Source organism: Castellaniella sp. (assembly GCF_049671645.1).
GTDB lineage: Bacteria > Pseudomonadota > Gammaproteobacteria > Burkholderiales > Burkholderiaceae_B > Castellaniella.
The window spans coordinates 320,143-339,789 of record NZ_JBATVG010000019.1 but is presented as its reverse complement, the minus strand read 5'-3'; the positions used below and the strand labels follow the sequence as shown (position 1 = coordinate 339,789).

The window sequence follows — 19,647 nt, the reverse complement described above, 5'->3', positions numbered from 1 at the left end:
ACCGGCACAGATCACTTGCCGCCCAAACCACCCAAGCCGCTCAGCAATCCCGTGACGGGCGAGAGCAGGCCGCCGTTACCCCCGTTGCCGCCCAGCAGGCCACCGTTGCCGCCCGCGATGCTGCTCAGCAGACCGCCGCTCGGCAAGCCGCCGTTGCCGCCCGTGAGGCCGCTCAGCAATCCACCATTACCCCCTGCGATGCCGCCCAGCAATCCGCCGTTACCTCCCGCGATGCCACCCAGCAGGCCGCCATTGCCGCCGCCGATGCCGTTGAGCAGGCCGCCGGCGCCGCCATCTGAAATGCCGCCCAACAGGCCACCGTTGCCGCCCAGGATGCCGCCCAGCAGACCGCCTTGCTGGCCACCGGTGACGCCCAATCCGTTAGTCAGCGCGACAAGCGACTTGGTGGCGTTATCCAGAGTGCGGCCCAGCGGATTGGGATTGCCTGACGTCTTGTGAACCAGACCGCCGGCGCTGCTGATGGTGGCTCCCAGGCTGGCCACGACACTGTTCAAGCCCAGCGGAATGGTTGAGTCCATGCCGCCTGTGACTTGCTGCAGATTGCCGCCGATGCTGGTGAGAAGTTGGTCGACCGGAGCGCCGATGCGCGTGCCGTCTCCAATGGTCTGGGTGACCTGGGTTACCGCACCCCCGACAGGCGCAACGACGCCATCCAATGTTTTCCCGGCGCTATCCAGCGGTTGCTGCAGGCCCACCGGCAGCACCTGGTCCACCGCCTGTCCTGCGTTGGCCAGCGCCGGCTGCAGGATGGGTTTGCCGTCCAGGCCCAGGGGACCGCCCAGGCCGCCATCCAGCACACCGGCCAAAGGTTCCAGCAAACCTCCCTGGTTCGTGAGTTGTCTGGTCAGGCCGCGCACGCCGCCCGTAGCGTCGACCAGGGTTTGCGCCAGCGGGTGCGGTTCGTTTTCATTCTTGTTCAGGAGGCCGCCTGCGGAGGAGAGCGCGTCGCCCACTCCGGTGACCAGCGCCCCGGCGCCTTTACCCAAGCCGCCGGGCAGGCCCGATTCACCCACTTTGTCGCCAATGCCGGCGACAGCGCCGCCCGCTTGCTTGAGTGTGCCATCCAGCGGCTCCCCCAACCCTGTCTGGGCGCCCAGGCTTTGGGTCGTCGATTCCACGGTGGTGTAGACGGGCTTGAGCGGTCCGTCCAACTGTTTGCCCAATCCGCCCAGTGTGTTTTCCAGCCCGAGTTCGGCTGCATTGTCCACGGCGCCGCCGGTGTTTTTGAGCGCTCCTTCCAGCGGGCCCGCACTGCTGAGGGCGGGGTTGGTCGGATTCGTCATGGGCGAGTTGCCCGCATGCCGGCTGCCGCCACTGTCATCAGAGCTTGCGCAGCCCGTCAGCGCCAGAGCGGCGGCCACCAGGGTGACTTGCATGATGCTGCGGACGGTGGATGAGGACAGGGGAGTGGTTTGTATGGGTTTGCGCATGGCGATCTCCTTGATATGGTGGTCAGAGCCACGTTTCTGTGATCTCTTGCCATTCATCAAGCAAATCTCATGCCAGGTTTTAAAATCTGTACAAAAAAGGATTGATAGTTCAGATATGAAAATAAAAACCCATGGTAATCAATGATTTACCATGGGCCAAAAAAATACATCCGAAGAAAATCGCAAAATGAAGACTGTCTGAAATTTGCGGTTGTTACAAATGCCCGTTATTTTCCGAAACGCGGGTAACGCGATCGGCGGCGTGCGCATTCGACGGTCTGCCGCTTCTATCAGCCGCCATATAGCAGGGAGTAGTTGGCATTGACGCGAACGCCGCGGCGATCGTCGTGGGTGGCCGGATCCCCGATGGGTTTGGCTACGTTCACGTCGAAAATATAGTGCCGATTGTCCGTGATGCGAGCGCCCAGAGCGATGGAGGACAGCGTCGGGGTGCTGGAAGAGACGAGCCGGGTATTGGCCTGGTTGTACCAGGCTCGTGCCCGGTCGATCTTGACGTAGGGCTGTATATCGGAAACCCGGGACCAGCCGGTCTTGAACTGGCGGTTCAGTTCGAGCGCCACACCGTAACCCTTGTCGCCGGCCAGTTCGCCCTGGGGATAACCCAGACCGTAGCGCCAGGCGCCGAAGGAGGTCTGTTCCGTGGTGGGCAGAGGATCGGTCGAGTATTGCCCGAAGCCCGAGAAAGTGATCCCGAATCCGGCCGGCAGTTTGACGGTCTGTTCCAGGTCCAGGGCATACCGGGTGAAATCGAGTTTTTCCGGGAAAGCCAGGTCGACGGGCTGGCCAGAGGGCGTGGCGTTCGTGGCGTAGCGTTTGCCGGCCCCCGCGCCGCTCAGTCCGTGATAGATATTCAGACCGATGTTGCGGGATTGCTTTTCGTCCGCATCCCGGTAGCGCAATCCGGCGCGCAGGACACGGAGGTCGGTGCGCTGGTTCAGCCAGAGGTTGTCGCTGTTACGCCGATACTCGTCCAGAGAGCGGGATGCGTACACACCGCCTTCAATGGTCAGGGATCGCTTGTTGTCCAGCAGCAAGGGGTACCGCAGGCCAACGCCCAGTTGCTCATTGACCACCCGCCGCTTCAATCCCGCATCCTGCAGTTCGCCGTCCTCGGGGTGGGATTCGTAGTGGTAGCCGTCCACGATCATTTCCAATCCGTCGTGTCCGATGGGGATACTGATCTGGCCGGAGATGTACTTGACGTCGTGGCTGCCGATGGGCACTGCGCCGGTCAGCCGGATCTGCTCGCCCAGCGGGGTCAGGCTGCCGGTGACGATTCCCACCATGGGCTGCAGCCCTGAACCCATATCGGCCAGGCCGCCCTCGGCGCGAAAGGCGTGGCGCTGTACATGCAGGATCAGCGGGGTGGCCCCGCCCGCGAACTTCGGCAGATCCATCTGGGGTTGGACCTTGACCCCCGGAACCTTGCGCATCAGGTTGAGCGCGCGCTCCAGCGTGGCCCGGGTCAGCGGTTTGGCGTCCAGCAGCGGTTTTGACAGGGATTTCAGGCGATCTTCAGCGGGCCCGGCATCGCCTTGGAAATCGACTCGGTCCACGTAGCCTTCGACGATGGTGACCCGGACCAGGCCGTCGCGGAAATCCTGGTTTTGCAAGAGGGCGAAGGACAGCAGATAGCCCCGGTCCTGATAGATCTTGGTGATCTTCCCGACCTCGGCGATCAGTTGGGAGACGGACAGGGATTTGCCGATCAGCGGTTCGAGGATTGGGATGATCTGCGACAGGGGCACGACGGTGTTGCCGGCGACATTGAAGTGCCGGGGCACGACAGTCTGCCCGAGCCGGGCCTGAAGCGCCTGTTGGCGTTGGGCGGCGGCATCGCCGCCCGGCTGTAGCGTGGGAGTCGGTTGTTGGCCGGTGTGGCCAGGAGTGGGCAGCGACGGGATGCTATCCAGGGGATTGCCCCGGACGGGGCCGTCTGCCCAGGCTGGCGACAGACAGGCGCCCAGTGCCAGACCGATCAGGGTCATGCGGGCGGCCGAGGAGGACGGACCTTGTCTTTTCGTTGGAAGATTATCGCCGCTGTTATTTCTCACGAGTATGTCCGATATTGTGCTTTTCTGCGGATGGGAAGATGGAAATAAGAAGCAAGAAGAACAAAGAACGCCACGAATTACAGTCAAAATTAAATATGTCTAAAAATTCCAATTAAATTTAGACGTATGAAAAGCAGCAGAAAGGCGGTGTTTGACAGTTTAATTAAATGATTGCACAATTTTCTCATTCTTGGCAATTCTGGTTACTGTTGTCATGCCAAGCAGATCATTTAGTCGAGTCTTTGCTACTAATTGTCACGATATTGTTTCAGGAGACAATAATGAAACAACAAATGTTGTCATTTTTGAAAGAAGAAGATGGCGTTACGGCGATTGAATACGGGTTGATCGCAGGGCTGATTGCAGTGGCGCTATTGGCGGCCTTGACGCCTTTGGGGGAACACCTAAGCGATTTGTTCACGAATATCGGCAATAAGGTAGAGGGTGCCGCCACCGAAGCAGCAAAGTAATCAGCGGATCTGATTGATTCCTCTGGCCTGGCTGTTTTCTCTATAACAAAGAACTGATTCCGGTTTTTATCGATTGATTTTCAGCACGCTGAGTTTTATTTGATTCAAGCTGAATCAATCGTTGTATTTATCGTGCAAATCTCAACAAAACTATAAGGCGGCACACGTGGGGTTCGTAGGGGTGACAGGATGGCTACTGCTATTTTGCGGCCTGAATGCTGGCATCATCCGGTCTGATCTACGTCAGCGCCGGGTTCCAAATCGCCTTTTGTTGCTGGCGTTTTGCCTGCAGGCCATATGGTTGCTGGGATGCGCGTGGTTTGCGCCCGGGGCTCTTCCCTGGATGCAGGACGCCATTGCCACGCAGTGGGCGCCGGCCCTGATGGGGGCTGGGGTCGCCCTGGTTGTGCTGTTTCCTCTATGGCGGTTTCGCGCCATGGGCGCGGGGGATGTGAAGTTTGCCGCCTGCCTGGGGTTTTGTCTTGGGTTGACGGGGCTGGTTCCCGCTTTTTTACTGGCCTGCGTGATGGCGGGCATCCACGCCCTGGCGTACTGCCTGTGCCGCATGAACACCGCGGCCCTTCAGCGGTTCGGGATTTTCTCCGTGCCACGCTCGACGCCGTTTGCCGCTTACATGGCGATGGCGGTGTTGTTCGGTCTGGGCTGGCAGGCCTTGCACGGTCGCCCTTGGCTGGCCGGACTGGTCGGGAGGTCCTGACGTGGCGAACCTGCGCCGGATCCGCGTGCGATCAGCTGCAAGCCGGGCTGTAGATCAGTCGGGGGCCTATGCCGTCGAATTCGCATGGGTCTTCGTCATCTGTTTTCTGATCCTATATGCCTTGCTGACCTATGGCCTGATTTTCATGGCCCAGCAGTCCTTGAACCGCACGGCCAACTCGGGCGCCAGGATGTTGCTGGCCTGGGCGCGGGACGACTCGGAGCGGGTTTGCCGGGTTCGGGCAGCCGCTGACAGGCAGCTTTCCTGGATAAGGTCCATGGCGGGAGACGAACGGGTCGAAATCGCAGTGTGCCTGCCGGCGGGGCGGGTGTCCGACGGGTCTTCAGGGCTGTGTTCCGCCGATAACGATCCCTCCGGGCTGTGCCCGGCCGACGCTGCGGCACATGCGGCGTCCTCCCAGCAGGCCGAAGTGATTGTGCGCTACGACTACCGGAAAGGTCCGCTGCTGCCGATCCTGGGTGCCGGATCGTTGCTGTCGATACCGGTCCCCGATGTGTTGCAGGCCCGCGCATCCGTGGATCTGGCCGTTTCCTATCCTGGCGCCCAGGAGGGTTCGTGACATGAATCGTGTCCGTAGCGCTCGGGATCAGTCAGGCATCGCCGCCATCGAGTTGAGTCTGACTCTGATCGTCCTGTTGATGCTGGTCTTCGCCATCGTCAGCTACGGAGCCTTGTTCTGGGCGCAGCAGTCCCTGATCGGCGTTGCGGCGGACGCCGCGCGTCACGGGCTGTCGCAGAGCTATGCGGCGTCCGCTGCCGGGGGGGACGATGCGGCGGCATCGGAGGCCTTGCAAGAGCAGGTCGGCGAGTACGCCTGCGGCGTGGCCGTCCGTACGGCCGTGTTGCAGGCGTTCTGGCCCGCCGCTACACCGGAAGCCTGCGCGGCGTCCGGGTTCGTGGAAACGATAGTGCGAGCCTGTCCGGCGGACGTCAGCGCAGGCGCTGCGGGTCTTCGTTGCCTGACCGTTCATCTGGCTCTGGACGTGAAGGGCTGGCCTTTGCTCAACACCATGGACCGTCTTGCCGATTTATCCGGCGGGATGTTGCCCGGGGATGCAAGCCCGGAACACTGGATTCCTGAAACTCTGCGTGCGAAGTCGGTCGTCGTCATCGCGCCTTCGCTTGCGTCGGGAGGCGCTCTTCCATGAACCCCTTGCTGAGACTCCTGGCGGTTGTGCTGCTGCTGACGGCCGCCGGGCTTGCCGCGTTTGCCTACTACCTGGCGAAAAATCCGGCGCCGGTTCCGGCGCCGCAGATCGTTCATGTGCAGCGGGAGCCCGCATCGGCGCAGCCCGTCGAAACGGTTCCGGTGGCGGTGGCCTCGCGGGATCTGAAGGCGGGGGATGTGTTGTCGGCATCGTCCCTGAAGATTGCCCAATGGCAGGCCGCGCCGGCAGGCGCCTATGCTGGCGCGGGACCCTTGCTGGACAAGGTCCTGCGCTTCGACCTGCGCGAAGGGCAGCCGCTGATGCCCTTTCTGTTGGCCAAGGGCCTGTCCAGCTATCTGGACGCGGAACAAAGAGCGGTGGATATCCCGGTCGCCGCCGCCGCCGATTGGCGATCGATCCGGCCCGGCGATCTGGTGGATATTTTCTTCACCTTGAGTAAAGGCGGTGAGATCGGCGTTACGCAGTCCCGCTTGTTGATGGCGCGCGTGCGGCTGCTGGCTTACGGCGCCAGGTCCATGGACAGGCCGGAATTGTCCAAGGATGAGGACAAGCAGGCCAAGGCGCCCGTCAGCGCGATCGTGGCCGTGCCCCAGGAACAGGTCAATACCTTGTTGCTGGCATCCACAAAAGGCGTTCTGCAGTTCGTGCTGCGATCCGTCCAGGACGCCAGCGAACCGGACCGGGACCTGTTCCCGGATCGGGTGCCTGTGCTATCGGCGCGCGCGGGCCTGGACGAGGAGGATCATTTGCGGCTGCAGGACCCCGCCAACCTGGCCTATGCCGGAGAGAGCCTGGGAGACCTGGCGGGTTCGGAGCATGCAGCCGGTGACGCGCCGGCGGATCGCCGTTCATCCGCTCCCCGTGGCCAGGGCGCCACGGTGCAGGTGATTCGCGGCAATCAGTCCACCTTGCAACATTATTAGAAAACACTGATTCGTCAGCACAAGGACTCCCTATGTCTCTGAACGCCCTTCGAATTCCCGCCATCCTGGGACTGGTGCTGCTGGCAGCGGGCATGTGCTCGCCGGCTGCCGCCGCGACCCAGGCAGTCAGTCTGGCGGAACGGGCGCAGCGTTTTATGCCGGTGGCGGGCACGCCCCAGCGCGTGGCCGTGGCCGACCCCGCTGTGGCCGACGTCCAGGTCCTGCCAGCCGAGGGCGGAGGGGCCGGGGGTATTCTGCTGACCGGCATGCACGCCGGAGATACGGAGGTCAGGGTCTGGAATCAGGGCGGGGCCCTGCAGGCCTTGTGGCGGGTTCATGTCATCAGCGCGGCCCATGCCGCGCTGGCGCGAGCCGGACAGGCGCCGGACGCCCGTATCGCCCAGGCGGATGATACGGCGGTCATCGCCGGGCAGTCCGCGTCTTTGCTGTCGCACCGAGCCGCCCAGGTGGCTGCCGGCGACAAGGCCGCCGATCTGTCCACCGTCGACACCTCGTCCATGGTGCAGGTGGACGTTCAGGTGGTGGAATTGTCCCGCTCGGTCATGAAAGATGCGGGCATCGACTGGCGCGCGGGGTCCAGCGCCGGCCATGACAGTCTATGGGGCGGGTCTGCGCCGTTGCTGCCCGCCGCTCTGTCGGCTGGCAGCGGGTTTGCCGTGACCTATTCGCCGCAGCGCTTCCGGGCGACCCTGCGGTTGCTGGAATCCAATGGCATGGCGCGCATCCTGGCGCGCCCCAGCCTGGTGGCGATGTCGGGTCAGAGCGCCAAGTTCCTGGCCGGCGGGGAAATTCCCGTGCCCGTGTCCGGGGGGCTGGGGACCCAGAACGTGGAATACAAGCCGTTTGGCATAGGCCTGACGGTCAGCCCCACGGTGTTGTCATCGAATCGGATCGCCCTGAAAGTGGCTCCGGAGGCCAGCGAGCTGGACTACACCAATACGGTTGCCATCGGGAGCGGGGACCAGACGACGCTGCTGCCTTCGATCCGTACGCGCCGAGCCGACACCATGGTCGAGCTGGGGGATGGCGAAAGCTTCATCATCAGCGGTCTGGTGTCCCGGCAGACGATCGCCAATGTGGACAAAGTGCCGTTCCTGGGCGATCTGCCCATCATCGGGGCTTTTTTCCGCAACCTGCATTATTCCCAGGAGGAGCGGGAGCTGGTCATTCTGGTGACCCCCCACCTGATACGTCCCATCGCCAAGGGCGCCCGGCTGAAGCTGCCCGGAGAGGACATCGACCGCGAGGACAGCCCGGCCAATGCCTGGGGGTTCTACCTGACGGGCGGCATGGGCAGCGAACAGATGCCCGGATTTTCGAGATGAGTGCCTAACGCCATGGATGCATCCGGCTTGCTTGCCACACAGTTTCTAGCGTTCTTGCACGAGCAGGGAACCCGCGGGCGGCTTGCCGCCTTGCTGGCGGATCATGGCCGGCTGGTCAGCGTCGGGATGCATCGCGATGCATCCTCCAGCGGCCTGCCGGATCCCGATGCGCCCCGTTTGGTGTTCATCGATTTCGATCTGGACCCGGGGACGGATGCGGGTCGGGAGCAACTGACGCAGGCCCGCCGCCTGTGCCAGTACGCGGCGGGGCGGTTTCCCAGGATTCCCCGTGTGGCCTTGATCCGCTACGACGCCGGGATACTGACGGTCGAGGCCCTGCGGGCGGGTGTCTCGGATTGTCTGGATCTGGGCAACGAAAGCGATGCCCGCCGGACGCTGGACCGGTTGATGGAGGCGCCCCCCGCCCAAGCGACGGGCGGCGCGGCGCGTGGGCGCAGCGTGCTGCTGCTGGGCGCGCGCCAGGGCATGGGGGTCACTACCTTGGCGACCCATTTGGCCGAGTTGTGTCATGTTCATCTGATCAAGGCGCTGGCGGACCGTCATCGCAAGAATCCGCAGGAGTCGTATCGAACGCCGTCGCCATCATCCGCCCGCGCCTGCCTGCTGGATCTCGGGATTCCGGTACGAGACGGCCTGCTGTATCTTGGGGCGCCGGAAGGCTTCCACTTCCTGGATGCGGTGAACAATCTGCATCGCCTGGACGATACCCTGCTGGAATCCGCGTTGCCGCATGATGCGCAGGGCCTGGGCATCCTGAGCTTCCCGCCGGATCTGGACGACATGCGCGGCATCACGCACAAAGATGGCCTGGCCCTGTTCAACCGTCTGCATGATTTTTACGGTTTCGTGGTCGTGGATGCCGGCGGCATGGACAACCTGCCGTTCATCGTCAATCTGTGCAATGCGGCCGATCATGTCTGGGTGGTGACCGACCAGAGCCTAGGCGGAATATTGTCCCTGGCGGACTATCTGTCCGTGTTGCAGGGGCAGGGTGTGGACACGCAGCGGCTGGAACTGGTCGTCAATCGTTATGACAGCCGGTATGGTTTGTCCGCCGCGCAGATTGCCGAAAAATTCGGCCTCAAGCTGTTGGGCACAGCGCCCGACAGTACGCTCAGTCTCTGGAATCACCTGAACCAGGGGACTCGACTGGCGCAGTCGGCGCCTCGGGACCCTTACGCGCAAGCCGTGCGGCGCCTGCTGAACCACCTGCTGCAGTCCCAGTCTCCTTTCAACCGGCAGGAGCCGGCGGGGCTGCATGCCTTGTGGGGCGGCTTGAAGGCAAAGTACCTGCGCTAGCAGATCAAAGGAATATCCAACCATGACGCCCACCATCGAGTTCAGCGGCGACGACTTCCCCCAGTCGGACCAGTTTCGGGACATGAAGCGCCAGACGTACGAGCATCTTCTTAGCCGGATCGAGGAGCTCGGGGCGGAATTCGGCCGCTGGACGCGGGAGGCGATCAGCGAATTCGTCTCCATCGAGGTCGCCAGTTTTGTGCGGACCCGGCGCTTCGCCCTCAATGAGCATGAGGTCGGCCAGCTGTCCACGGCCCTGACCCAGGAACTGGCCGGTCTGGGGCCGCTGGAGGATTTGCTGGAGGATCCTTCCGTCGAGGACATTCTGATCAACGACTACGAGCATGTCTTTGTGTCGCGCCAGGGGGTCCTTGTCCGCGAGACGACCCAGTTTTCCGATAATCAGCACGTACTGCGGATCATTCGCCGCATCCTGGCGCCGTTGGGCCGCCGTCTGGATGAATCCAACCCGATGGTGGATGCGCGCCTGCCCGATGGCGGGCGGCTGAATGTCGTCATCGAACCGCTGTCGCTCAATGGCCCCAAGGTTTCGATCCGCAAGTTCCGCAAGGAACCCTTGCGTCCGGAAGATTTGCTTGGCCTGTCCACGTATAGCCAGGAAATTCACGATCTGCTGAAGATCGCCGTGCGCAACCGCTGCAATATCCTGGTGTCGGGGGGAACCAGTTCCGGCAAGACGTCGCTGTTGAACGCCCTGGCGTTCTTCATCCGGGAGGACGAGCGGATCGTGACGGTGGAGGACACCGCCGAGCTGTCGCTCAATCACCCGCACGTGGTGCGCCTGGAGGCCCGCCAGGGCGGCTATGACGGAAGCGGCATGGTCAGCATCAGGGATCTGATCCGCAACAGCCTGCGCATGCGGCCCGATCGCATCATCGTCGGAGAGGTCCGGGGCTCCGAGGTCATGGACATGTTGCAGGCCATGAACACCGGGCACGAGGGTTCAATGACCACCCTGCATGCGAATTCACCCCGCGAATGCCTGTATCGCATCGAAATGCTGGCGGGATTCGCCGGCTACCAGGGCAGCGAGGAGAGCCTGCGCCGCCAGATCGCCAGCGCCCTGGATTTCATCATCCAGATCGGTCGTCTGCCCAATGGACATCGGCGTGTGTTGTCGGTGACCGAGATCACGGGGATGGGGGACAACGTGATCACGACCCAGGAACTCTACCGGCATGAAATACACACGGATGTCGAGGGCCAGGAGCAGGATCGCTGGAAAAGCCTGGGCATCGTGCCGCAGTCGCCCAAACTGGCCGACTGGCGCGCCGTCATGCAGGGAAACCGGGACGCGGTTCCGGATGTTCCGCCGGAAAGCGGGGGCGGGTTCTGGGGGCGGAGGCGCTGATGGCGGCGATTCCGGCCCTGGTTGCGGCTGCCCTGTTGCTGGTGGTGCTGGGCATGGTGGCGTGGCACCTCGCCGTGCGCACTGCGCGCCGGCAGGCCAGCGCCCGGTATGTGGCCCGGCAGTTGCAGCGGCACGGCGCCAGTATCTCCGCGGAAACGGCCCGGGCGGAGACATCGGGACATTGGTATGGGAGCCCGACGGGATGGAACAATTTCCTGCTGCGGGCCGGCATTCGGCCAACCCGGCATTTCTACGCCACCCTGACGCTGCGCGTGTTTGCCCTGCCGGCCGCCTTGCTGGCGCTGGTGAATCCCACCGCCGCCCTTGCCGCGCTGGTCTTGTTGATCCCATTGAACCTGCTGTTCATCTGGATGCGGGTGTCGCGGCGGCATCGCAAGATCATCCAGCAGCTGCCGGACTTCCTGGAAATGGTGGTGCGCATGATGACGGTCGGCAATAGCCTGGGGGCGGCGTTTCAGGCGGCGTCCGACCGCACCGAGGAACCCTTGCGCGAGATTCTGGGCCAGGCGCGCCGCGCGGGCAGCGTCGGCGTGGAACTGGATGTCGCCTTGCGCCAGACCGCCAGGCTGTACGGCATCTATGAACTGTATCTGGTGGCAGCGATCGTCGGCGTGGCGATCCGGGTCGGAGGGCGGACCGACCACGTGCTGGAGCGGATGTCCGCGTTCATGCGCGATCTGACGCAGGCCCGCAACGAGCTGGTCGCCATGTCGGCGGAAACGCGGCTGTCGGCCTGGATTTTGGCCTTGCTGCCGCTGGGCCTGGGCGCCATGATCATCGCCACCAACGAAGTCCTGATCGTCGGAATGTGGGAGGACCCGGTCGGGCGCAAGCTGCTGGTCGGCGCCTTCGCCCTGCAGGTTCTGGGGTCGTTCTGGCTGTATCGCCTCTCGAAGCTGGAATAAGGAGATGACGATGCACGCCTTGTCTCCATCCTTGTTGATCTCCCTGGCGGTCGGTGTGCTGGCGTTGGTTCTGTTGCTGGTCGGCGGCGCGTGGCTGGTGCTGGCCTGGCGTCAGGCTCGCAGCGGCCTGGCAGTGGATGAGGCGCTGGCCCGCCGCCGCGCCGGCGCCCCCGTGGCCGAGCCGAAAGGGCAGGAACCTCCGGCCTTGGGCCGGTCGCTGGACACGCTGGTCCGTTTGGGGGGAAATTGGGCCGCCGGCCGCTTCGGCATGCTGTTGATGGCCGAAGAAGACCGATTTCTGGTGGAGCGAGCCGGGTACCGGAGCACGACGCGCGCGAAGGCATTCTTTCTGATGGCCCGCCTGGCCCTGGCGCTGCTGCTGCCTCTGGTGGTGGTCCTGGGCAGGCCTGTCCTGGGCACGAGCGGCATGGCATCCCACCCCGTCTTGCTGGGCTTCCTGGGGTTCGGGGTGGGGTGGATGACGCCCAAATGGCTGATCCAGCGCCGTGTCGGCCGACGCATGGAGAGCGCTGGCAAGGAACTGCCCCTGTTCATCGACCTGCTGCGGTTGTTGCAAGGCGTCGGCCTGTCGGTGGATCAGAGCCTGCACATCATCGTCGATGAGTTCCACGAGGTCATGCCCGTGCTGTCGCAAGAGCTGGAGTGGTCTCTGGACATGTATGCGCGCGGCCGGACCCGGGAGCAGTCCCTGGCGCGGCTGAGCAACCATTTCGACAACGACGATCTGGCGGCGATCTGCCGGCTGCTCTGTCAGGTTGAGGAGCAGGGCGGCGCCGTGCAGGAGCCCCTGGCCCGCTTCAGCGGGCGTCTGCGCGATCAGCGCAAGCTCGATCTCAAGGCGCAGATCGGCAAGCTCACCGTCAAGATGACCGGTGTGATGGTACTGACGCTGTTGCCGGCGCTGCTCATTGTGACGGGCGGGGCTGGCTTCGTGGCGATCCTGCGCGGCTTGTCGCGTCTTTCCGGCTAGGGCTTCCCATGACATTCCAAGCGATCTTTTTTCATCGAATTGCCGGGCGCGCCGGCCTGCTGGCCAGCGTGTGCCTGATGCTGTCCGCCTGCTCGGCCTTCCAGCCCAATACGGCGATGGAACTGATCCAGCATCAGCAGGAACAGGAGTCCATGCGGCGCACCGCCGAATCCAGGGCGGCGCACAAGAACATGCCTTCGCAGGCCGACATGATGCTCAATGTGGTGCGGGAGGCGCGGGCGGATCGGCGCTACTACGCCGTCCTGGCCTATTCCCGTCAGGCCATTGCCAGGCACGGCCACACGCCGGAACTGGATGTCCTGTATGCCGAGGCCTTGATGGAAACAGGCCAACTGGAAGAAAGCCGGGCCTTGTACCAGACGTTGACGCGCACGGATCTGGCCGCCCAGGCCCATCATGGCCTGGGCCTGTTGGCCGCCCGATCCGGGCAGGATGCCCGGGCCGTGGGGGAACTGTCGGCGGCGGTGGCGCTGCAGCCCGCCAACCCGGTGTTCCTGGGCGACCTGGGCTTTGCGCAACTGCGCGCGGGGGACCTGGGTGGAGCCGGCCTCTCCATCGGTCAGGCGGCGGAACTGGCTCCCAATGATCAGCGCATCCTGGGCAATATGGCGATTCTGCTGCTGTTGCGCAATCAGCCGGCCGATGCCGAGGCGTTGATGCGGAAAGCCGGCTTCGGCAGCGCGACCCGCGATCGTGTCCACGCCATGGCGGTGGGTCTTCGGGCAGGCGCGGTCCCGGGGCCGACGGCCGCAGGCAGCGCGTCTGCCGGTCAGTCGGCCGCCCTGGTCACGGCGGAGCCGATCGACGAGACGGTGCGGACAGGCCCGGCGGCCCCGCCGCTTGCCAGTTTGGAACATCCCCGCCTGGTGCGGTGAATGACGGAGACAAGGAGTTGATCATGATCAGAATCGTCCCCCTGCTGCTGGCCCTGATCGTCGCGTCGATGGCGACGACGGCGTTCTCCCAGGCGCATACGCCGCTGGTGCCTGTTCCGGCTGCGGGCTTGACGGTGCTCAAGAGCTATCCGGTCGGCCACGCGGACACCCCGGCGCCCGTCCAGCCGTCCGAGGCTGCTCCATATGCGGTGCCGCAGCCGCCCTCCGGCCAGCCGGAGCATGCGCGGCTGCGCCCCTGGACGACGCGCACGGCCATCGGCCCGGCTACCCGGACTTTGATGGAGGATCAGGCTTCGGGCGCGCAGGCCGCCCCGGCGCTGCCGACCCTGGGGGCGGCGGCCGGCCGCAGCTGGAAACGCTACCTGGATAGTTTCGATCACCCGCTCCCCGACCGGTTCGAGGAGAGCGTCAAGGCCAAATGATGTCCAGCAAGGCCGCCATGCGGCGCATCCTTCTTGTGTTGAAACGCTTCCAAGGCGCGGCTCCCCGGGATCAGCGGGGTTCCGTGGTCCTGATCGTGGCGGCGGTGCTGTTGATCCTGGGGGCGCTGCTGGCGTCGGTGCAGGCCGGGTACAACTATTTCGTGCAGCAGCGGCTGCAGAAGGCGGCGGATCTGGCGGCGTTGAGCGCGGTGCAGGTCCTGGGGAAAGGGTGCGAGGAGGCCAAGGCGGTTGCGCAGGCGGTTGCGGCGCAAAATGGCGTGCCGGAAGCCGACATTCTTCAGCCGATCGAGTGCGGGCGGTGGGCGCGAAAGTCTGAGACGCAGCCCTGGACCGAGGAAATTCAAGCGATCCGGTGCGGGTTCAAGCCCGCGCCGCACCCGCCCTCAGCCGGGAGTCTGGAGGCCCCCGTCTTCACGGCATCGTCGGAATACACCGGCACACAGCCGTTGAATGCCATGAGAGTCGAGACGCGTTCGAATCTGGTGTCCTTCCTGCCGAAGCTATTCGGGGGGACGTCTTCGCCGGATAGTGGCTCAAGCGCCGCCGCCGTCGCCACGGCGATGGTGGGGCCTGATGTGGCGACATTCTCGGTCGGGGCCCGTCTGCTGTCGATACCCCCTGTGGGCGGCGGTGGCGCGTCGTCTCAGGGAGACGGCGCTGGTCTGTTGCCCCTGGTTTTGACGAGTTTGGGGTTGGACCCGCAGAAGATCAGTGTATTGGATTCCGGCGGGCTGGCCGATGTGATGACGACGCCAGCGGGTTTGCTGCAGGCGCTGGGCTTGCCGGCGACAGTTTTGGCTGGGGTGGGGACGCCGGATGACCTGGCGCTGCTTCAGCGGTTGACGTTGGGGGATGTGCTTGACGCCTACATAAAATTGCTGGGCCGGTCCCAGGAGGCTGCTGTGGGCGCACTGGATGAACTGAAGCAAAAGAGCGGGGATCTGCCGATCAAGCTCTTGGGAGAGCACGGAGTGATGCTCTATGCGACAGCAGCCAACCTGTCATCTGCACTGAGTACGCAATTGAGTCTGGCGGAGCTCGTCGGGGCCAGTGCCATTGTGGCCAACGGGAAGAACCTGTTGGCATTGGATACTTCAATCGGGCCAGACCTTTTGTCGTTGAAGGCCCAGGTCGTCAATCCTCCGACAATCGGTCTTGGCATTCCTGTGTATGACGATGGACACCCATGCGTCGTCAGCAACTCGCAGATCCAGATCAAGCTGGATCTTGGTATCCCCAATCTGCTGATCCTGTCCGGCGGGCTGCCTGTCACAATCAGTACGGCGAGCTCGGATGCCAAGTTGACCGCGATCGATTCGGAAAATCATTTGGGATATTTCAGTGTGAAGTCTTCGACCGCCAATCTGTGCATTGGGACTTTGCCGGATGGGGTGCCCTGCCGATCATCGGATCCTGGGAATCCGTTTCCTCAGCCTGAGTATGTCGATTTCGTCAAAATTTTACTGGGTGCCGTGACGTTGCAGGTACGTGCAAATATCGCCTTGGTGTCGGGGGCGGATTGGTCGCCTCCCCAGGCCATTCAAGAGAAGTCCACTAAGACATTTCCGTTCGGTGGCGACCCTCCTTGGAAGACGCAAATACAGCCTAGCGAGGTGGAAACTAACCTGGGGTTGCTGGGCCTTGATGTTCCTCTGGGCGGGGTCTTGAGCCCGCTGGTGACAGCAGTAAACGGGCTTTTGACCCCATTGCTGCAGAACGTCCTGATGCCTCTGCTGGGTGCCAACCTGAATGAAACCGAGGTCAGACTCTACGACATCCTCCCAGGCGCCCCCTACATCGTCCAATAGGAATCTATCGAAACCCGCCATGACCAATAATCAATACCGCATTCTGACTTTCGCATGACAGTCACCCCCGACACCATCGACGTGTTCATCTGGGAGGGGAGTTCTGATATCGCGCCCCGGATCCAGCAGTGCCTGGCCAGTACCGACATTGTGGCGATTCGCGTCGATCCGGCCACTCCCATGCCGCCGCCGCAGGAGCCCGGCCGGCGGGCGGTGGCCGTGATCTCGGTCAGCGTCATCGGGGATGCGCATTTCACGGGGCAGGGCTGGCTGCGCACCGAGGCCGTGCCGGTGATCTGGGTTGCGGCGGAGCAGCGGGGGCAGGATACCCGGTTCTACCCCCCGGCCTATTCGCATACGCTGCCGCCGTCGTTCACCGGCGCCGAGCTGCGTGCCATGATCTTGCGAGCCGCGCAGTCGGTCGATCAGGCCAGGGCGCCCGAGACCACCCGGCGGAATACGCCCCTGGTGGCCGAGTGCACAGCCATGCGCGCCCTGATGCGGGATGTCGAGCTGTATGCGGCATGCGATGCCAGCGTCGTCATTCATGGCGAGACGGGCACGGGCAAGGAGCGCGTCGCCCAGCGCCTGCACGAGCTGTCCTCGCGTGTCGGCGGGCCGTTTGTGGCCGTGAATTGCGGAGCCGTGCCGGACGGACTGTTCGAGGCGCATTTCTTCGGTCATGCCAAGGGCGCATTCACCGGAGCGGTCGGCGCGCACAAGGGATACTTTGAGCAGGCGGACGGCGGCACCTTGTTCCTGGATGAGATCGGCGATCTGCCGCTGCACCAGCAAGTGAAACTATTGCGTGTGCTGGAGCAGCGCAGCATCACTCGCTTGGGGGCCGCCTCGCCGGTGCCCGTGGATTTCCGGCTGGTGTCGGCCAGTCATTTCCATCTGGCGACGCTGACCGAAGCGGGTCGCTTCCGAAGCGATTTGTATTACCGCCTGGCGGTCATCGAGCTGGAAGTGCCGAACTTGGAAGCGCGGGGGCCGTTGGAGAAGCAGCATCTGTTCCGGGCGCTGATCGCGCTGACGACGCCATCGGGCAGCGCCGAGGCGCCCGAATGGCTGCTGGCCAGGGTCGCCATGATGCCGTTTCCGGGCAATATCCGCGAGATGGCCAACCTGGCCGAGCGCGTCGGCATCTGCGTGCAGCAGACCGGCTCCTGGGATCGAAGCGCCCTGGAGCGGATCATGGATCAGTTCACGTCCCTGAGCCGGGCGACGACCCAGGATGAACTGCCGTCGGCGTCGTCCGCGACCGATCAGACGGAACGGGCGCGCATCATCCGGGCGTTGGACGATCATGGCTGGCGCCGCCAGGACACCGCGGCCGCTCTGGGCATCAGCCGCAAGGCGCTGTGGGAAAAGATGCGCAGACACAATATCCAGGCCCAGGGAGACAGTGTGGCATCGGTGTGAGCATCCGATACACTGTTGCATTCGCAGGATTTGATTACGACTGAAGAGGACAGCATTCCATGAGTATCCATCGCAGCGCCATCCTGGCCATTGTGACCATGACCGTCCTGAGCGCGTGTACAACCCCCGTACCGAAGCAATCTGCAGTCACGCAGGAGGCTCCGGCGGCGGCCGAGGCCAAGCTTGATCCGGCGGCCGGCCAGACGCCTGCGGTGAAGCCCGCGGCGACTCCGCAACCCAGTGGCGCCGGGGCGCAACTGCAACAGCTTATCCAGGAACGCGCCGTGACAGAATTGCGCACGGTGTACAACGGCGCTTATGGGGCCAGCCTGCTGTTCGACACCCATTCGCTGGAATACTACGCGGCGCTGTTCTACAACAAGGATTTCTGGAAGGTCACCAAGACTCTGGATTCAAAGCGGGCTGAACAGCGTTACGAGCAATACGCCAGGAAATCCGCCAGTCTGGCAGAGGCGGATCTGCGCCGTATCCGTCTCCAGGCCAGCTACGCCCATACCGAGGCGCAGCTGAATGAAAGGTCGGCGGAACTCAGCGCGCTCCAGGCGGATCTGGATGCTCAGCGTGAACAGGCCCGCCAGATCGCGGCGCAGCAGACGGTCGCGCATCAGGAAGCAGCGCGCTTGAGCAAGCAGCAGGCGGATGCGCAAAAGCAGCTCAAGGCGCTGAAGGATTCCATCCGTCGCCTGGAGGCGCAACAGGCAAAACTGCGCTGATCCGTCTCCGGCTTCGTGCCTGGGCGCCCGCCGCGTTTTCGCCGGCTGGCGCCCTTGTCGTTTGGGGCGTCCGGTGGCGCGCCGCTCTTTTTAGCTGCTTTTGTTACTTCGCGTGTCACTGTGTGTCTGGACCAGATGTAACGTCGCCTGGGTTTCTTGCTCCGGGTGTGCCCGATTCCGTGCCCTGAAGACCCCCCTGAAGTTCGAATGCCCCCTTGATTTATAGGGGAATGTTGAGATGGCTTTCTGATTCAACCGATCGGAACGCCAGGTGCTGCCCAGTTGGCATGGTTATTGCTGCAAGGGATCCATCATCCCCAATCATGTTGCGGCGTAAGCCACAGCTGCAAGGAGCCAGCAATGCCCGACCTTACAGACACGACTCATCGTCAGACAACCCCTGCGACGCAAGCCGCCGTGACTGGCGGCGCCCCCGGATGGGGTGAGCATGGTGAACGACTGTCCGGGATCTGGTCGCCCGGCAGGCGTTCGCATCAATGGCGCACGATCCCGATGGCTGGCGCCTCGCAGGGACCTCGGGTGCGCATCCGCTATGCCGGGCTGTCCCAAAGAGACATTGAAGATATCGAGGTCTGGCTGGAGTGCAACGTTCGTGTCCTGGGGCCGGAGGAATATAAGCTGCTGAAGCGGTTCCTGATTGAAGGCCAGCAGCAGAAAATGTTGGCGCACGCGTCCGATCGACCGAGACGAGGCGCGAGACGCGGGGCGTCCTAAGTCTTGACTAAGTAATACAAAGTATCGTGGCTCGGCAGGCTGCTGTAAGCTTGTTCAAACAGGATACTCATCATGATGCACAATCCGGCCGGTGACGGGGGCGACAGTAACGACCGCACGGCGACCTTGAATGCAACCTGGGAACATCTGGCCCGGGCGCAGGTAAGGCGCCGTCGCGCGCTGGGCGTCCTGGCCGTTCTCGCGGTCTGCGCGCTGCCCTGGGTAAGCTCCGCCTGGCCCGAAGCCGGCTGGATGAATCAGGGCCTGGAATGGGGCGGTTTGGCCTTTCTGATCCTAGCCATCTTGGGGCGCTGCGCTTGCATGCTGTATTTGGGCGGGCGCAAAGGCGCGGATCTGGTGGCCGAGGGGCCCTATTCCGTCAGCCGCAACCCGCTGTACGTATTCTCCATTCTGGCGGTTTTCGGCATGGGGCTGCAGACGGGCAGCCTGGTGATCGGGCTGGTGCTTGCCGTGCTGGCCAGCGTGATTTTTCGCTGGATCGTCGGCGAAGAGGAAATCCTGTTGCGCCAGGCGTTTGGCGCCAGCTACGAAGCCTACTGCAGGCAGACCCCCAGGTTCTTGCCCCGTTGGTCCTTGTGGCAGTCGCCCCAGCATGTCACCGTGGACCTGCACGGCGTCTGGAAGACCGTGCGTGACGCCTTGCCATACTTTCTTTCCATTCCTGTCTTTGAGGCCATCGAAGCGGCCCAGCAGGCGGGATGGGTGCATGTATACTTTTTTCTGTTCTGACCCAAGCCACGCCCAAGTTTGCTCGAGTAGTCTCTTGATTGTCAGGCACTGGA

18 protein-coding genes are annotated in these 19,647 nt (G+C 63.4%); 16 read left to right on the top strand and 2 right to left on the bottom strand.

Annotated features, from left to right (window positions below):
• Positions 1-11: 11 nt before the first annotated feature.
• Entirely contained in the window at positions 12-1,451 is a 1,440-nt protein-coding gene (locus WBG56_RS10060) for a collagen-like triple helix repeat-containing protein (protein WP_424267818.1), read from the bottom strand.
• A 290-nt stretch (positions 1,452-1,741) separates the two neighbouring features.
• Positions 1,742-3,460: a ShlB/FhaC/HecB family hemolysin secretion/activation protein gene (locus WBG56_RS10055; RefSeq protein ID WP_424267816.1), complete on the bottom strand. Its 1,719-nt coding sequence runs from the start codon at positions 3,458-3,460 to the stop codon at positions 1,742-1,744.
• A 347-nt stretch (positions 3,461-3,807) separates the two neighbouring features.
• Here WBG56_RS10055 and WBG56_RS10050 point away from each other — a divergent pair, with 347 nt between their 5' ends.
• From WBG56_RS10050 to WBG56_RS09975, 16 genes are all read left to right on the top strand, one after another.
• Positions 3,808-3,996, top strand: a complete 189-nt coding sequence (locus tag WBG56_RS10050; protein WP_424267814.1) for a Flp family type IVb pilin — start codon at positions 3,808-3,810, stop codon at positions 3,994-3,996.
• A 166-nt stretch (positions 3,997-4,162) separates the two neighbouring features.
• The gene (locus WBG56_RS10045; protein ID WP_424267812.1) at positions 4,163-4,714 is read left to right on the top strand and encodes an A24 family peptidase; all 552 of its coding nucleotides are present in this window, start codon (positions 4,163-4,165) and stop codon (positions 4,712-4,714) included.
• A gap of 25 nt (positions 4,715-4,739) precedes the next feature.
• Positions 4,740-5,294: a TadE/TadG family type IV pilus assembly protein gene (locus WBG56_RS10040; RefSeq protein WP_424267810.1), complete on the top strand. Its 555-nt coding sequence runs from the start codon at positions 4,740-4,742 to the stop codon at positions 5,292-5,294.
• Between the two features lies 1 nt (position 5,295).
• Entirely contained in the window at positions 5,296-5,883 is a 588-nt protein-coding gene (locus WBG56_RS10035; protein WP_424267808.1) for a TadE/TadG family type IV pilus assembly protein, read from the top strand.
• Positions 5,880-6,827 carry a Flp pilus assembly protein CpaB gene (gene cpaB / locus WBG56_RS10030; protein ID WP_424267806.1) on the top strand — a complete coding sequence of 316 codons (948 nt, stop codon included), beginning with the start codon at positions 5,880-5,882 and terminating at the stop codon, positions 6,825-6,827. Before WBG56_RS10035 ends, cpaB begins: the two co-directional genes overlap by 4 nt.
• A 32-nt stretch (positions 6,828-6,859) precedes the next feature.
• Positions 6,860-8,173 carry a type II and III secretion system protein family protein gene (locus WBG56_RS10025; RefSeq protein WP_424267804.1) on the top strand — a complete coding sequence of 438 codons (1,314 nt, stop codon included), beginning with the start codon at positions 6,860-6,862 and terminating at the stop codon, positions 8,171-8,173.
• A gap of 12 nt (positions 8,174-8,185) precedes the next feature.
• Positions 8,186-9,493, top strand: a complete 1,308-nt coding sequence (locus WBG56_RS10020; RefSeq protein WP_424267802.1) for an AAA family ATPase — start codon at positions 8,186-8,188, stop codon at positions 9,491-9,493.
• A gap of 22 nt (positions 9,494-9,515) precedes the next feature.
• Positions 9,516-10,865, top strand: a complete 1,350-nt coding sequence (locus WBG56_RS10015) for a CpaF family protein (protein ID WP_424267800.1) — start codon at positions 9,516-9,518, stop codon at positions 10,863-10,865.
• Positions 10,865-11,791 (top strand): type II secretion system F family protein, encoded by a 927-nt coding sequence (locus WBG56_RS10010; protein ID WP_424267798.1) that lies wholly within the window; start codon positions 10,865-10,867, stop codon positions 11,789-11,791. The genes WBG56_RS10015 and WBG56_RS10010 overlap by 1 nt, the downstream gene beginning before the upstream one ends.
• A gap of 10 nt (positions 11,792-11,801) precedes the next feature.
• A complete protein-coding gene (locus WBG56_RS10005; RefSeq protein WP_424267796.1) occupies positions 11,802-12,782 on the top strand; it encodes a type II secretion system F family protein in 981 nt (326 codons plus the stop codon).
• 8 nt (positions 12,783-12,790) lie between these two features.
• Positions 12,791-13,678, top strand: a complete 888-nt coding sequence (locus WBG56_RS10000) for a tetratricopeptide repeat protein (RefSeq protein WP_424267794.1) — start codon at positions 12,791-12,793, stop codon at positions 13,676-13,678.
• 23 nt (positions 13,679-13,701) lie between these two features.
• Complete coding sequence (locus WBG56_RS09995; RefSeq protein WP_424267792.1) at positions 13,702-14,121, top strand: DUF3613 domain-containing protein; 420 nt, start codon at positions 13,702-13,704, stop codon at positions 14,119-14,121.
• Entirely contained in the window at positions 14,118-15,950 is a 1,833-nt protein-coding gene (locus tag WBG56_RS09990; RefSeq protein ID WP_424267790.1) for a TadG family pilus assembly protein, read from the top strand. Before WBG56_RS09995 ends, WBG56_RS09990 begins: the two co-directional genes overlap by 4 nt.
• 54 nt (positions 15,951-16,004) lie before the next feature.
• Entirely contained in the window at positions 16,005-17,375 is a 1,371-nt protein-coding gene (locus WBG56_RS09985; RefSeq protein WP_424267788.1) for a sigma 54-interacting transcriptional regulator, read from the top strand.
• A 59-nt stretch (positions 17,376-17,434) separates the two neighbouring features.
• Positions 17,435-18,109: a DUF2968 domain-containing protein gene (locus WBG56_RS09980; RefSeq protein WP_424267786.1), complete on the top strand. Its 675-nt coding sequence runs from the start codon at positions 17,435-17,437 to the stop codon at positions 18,107-18,109.
• Between the two features lie 807 nt (positions 18,110-18,916).
• The gene (locus WBG56_RS09975; RefSeq protein WP_424267784.1) at positions 18,917-19,594 is read left to right on the top strand and encodes a methyltransferase family protein; all 678 of its coding nucleotides are present in this window, start codon (positions 18,917-18,919) and stop codon (positions 19,592-19,594) included.
• Positions 19,595-19,647 lie beyond the last annotated feature (53 nt).